This window comes from Endozoicomonas atrinae (assembly GCF_001647025.1).
Classification (GTDB): Bacteria; Pseudomonadota; Gammaproteobacteria; order Pseudomonadales; family Endozoicomonadaceae; genus Endozoicomonas; species Endozoicomonas atrinae.
Genome location: NZ_LUKQ02000569.1, coordinates 1 through 1,300 on the forward strand (window position 1 = coordinate 1; position 1,300 = coordinate 1,300).

The 1,300-nt window shown below is 45.9% G+C and carries 1 protein-coding gene; it reads right to left on the reverse strand.

The annotated features are described in order from the left end of the window. Positions 1-6: 6 nt before the first annotated feature. Entirely contained in the window at positions 7-1,197 is a 1,191-nt protein-coding gene (locus AK963_RS29105; protein ID WP_066018739.1) for an ISAs1 family transposase, read from the reverse strand. Positions 1,198-1,300: the final 103 nt, after the last annotated feature.

The following is a 1,300-nucleotide window of genomic DNA, read 5'->3' on the forward strand; positions in this document are numbered from 1 at the left end:
CAGGGCTTACGCACGAGGATAATCATTCGCATTTGAGCCACTATCCTCACCGAATATATACATATTCAGCAGCCCTGCCAGATAGCCATTATTCCAACCAGCCCTCTTGCGCTTACGCTTCATGCTTCCTTTATTGGCTGTATCCATATTAAAAATATTCAGACAGATTCTTCGTAAAACCGACAGGTTTTCAGACGCATTTTTATCCTGAGTTAGACAGGCATCTTCATTAAAGGCTATGTCCAGCATCCAGTGAACATTATTCTCCACTTCCCAGTGGATTCGTGTGGCAGTCAGCATTTCCTCTGCGGTCATTGCCTTGCTCGTAATGTATAAGCGAAGGGCTGTCGTCGCTTTTCCATCAATGGTTCTGTCTGCCTGTACGACACCAAAATGTTTCAGACCCTCCCATTCTGTATGTGTGGAGAGCAGGGTAAGGTCATTAAAGACCCAGCAGCAACGATATTCATGACGGCCATGGCCTGTGTTTCTCTGTTCGGCAAAGTTGTCGCATGGCTGATCAACAGGATTTTGTTCCCAATGGCTCTCAACAACTGCCTGAATATCGTTCTGTAACATTTCCTGATTGCCTTTCACCGCCAGCAGGTAATCTGCCTCTTTCTCAATACATTTAGCAGCAATGCTTTTTTGGCAACTGATGGCATCGGCAGTGATGAGAGCCCCTTTTAAATCAATCATCTCGAACAGTTCAGGAACCGCCGTTATCTCATTGGATTTCGTATCGACCTTTTTCTGACCGAGCACCAGCCGGAGTCGGCTGCTCCAGGCGCTGACCATGTGCACAGCCCGTTTACCCTTGCCTCTTGATCCACGGATTGTCTTGCCATCAATGGGAACAATGTCTGTCTGGCTTTCTCCAAGGGGCAGAGCCATTGGGAAATATGACTTAACCCACCTAATAAAGCAGACTTCCAAAGCTTCAGGGTCAAGGACGCAGAATATTCGGTAAAAACAGTCGTGTGATGGAATACCGTGAGGTAACTCCAAAAAGGTACAGAGCCAGTCCTTTTTATCATGACCATAACTTTCAATATCTTCCCAAGTCTCTGCACCACTCATGATGGCGCAGATGGCTATGATCAGGATATCGATAAACTTGTGTTCACAGGCGTTGGAGCGAGCACGCGGGTCTTTAAGATCATTTAGAAAGATGATGAGAGGGGCAGGCTTAAGCATTTAGAGATCAAAAATCAGCGACTATATCTGTAATCCGGTGGAAATAGAACTTGGCTAAAGTTAATCGCTAAATGCAAATGAGAATACTCGTGCGTAAGCCCTG

What these genes read in the sequence shown, in the direction of transcription:
- AK963_RS29105 (WP_066018739.1), bottom strand. Translation starts at nt 1,197, where the DNA reads ATGCTTAAGCCTGCCCCTCTCATCATCTTTCTAAATGATCTTAAAGAC.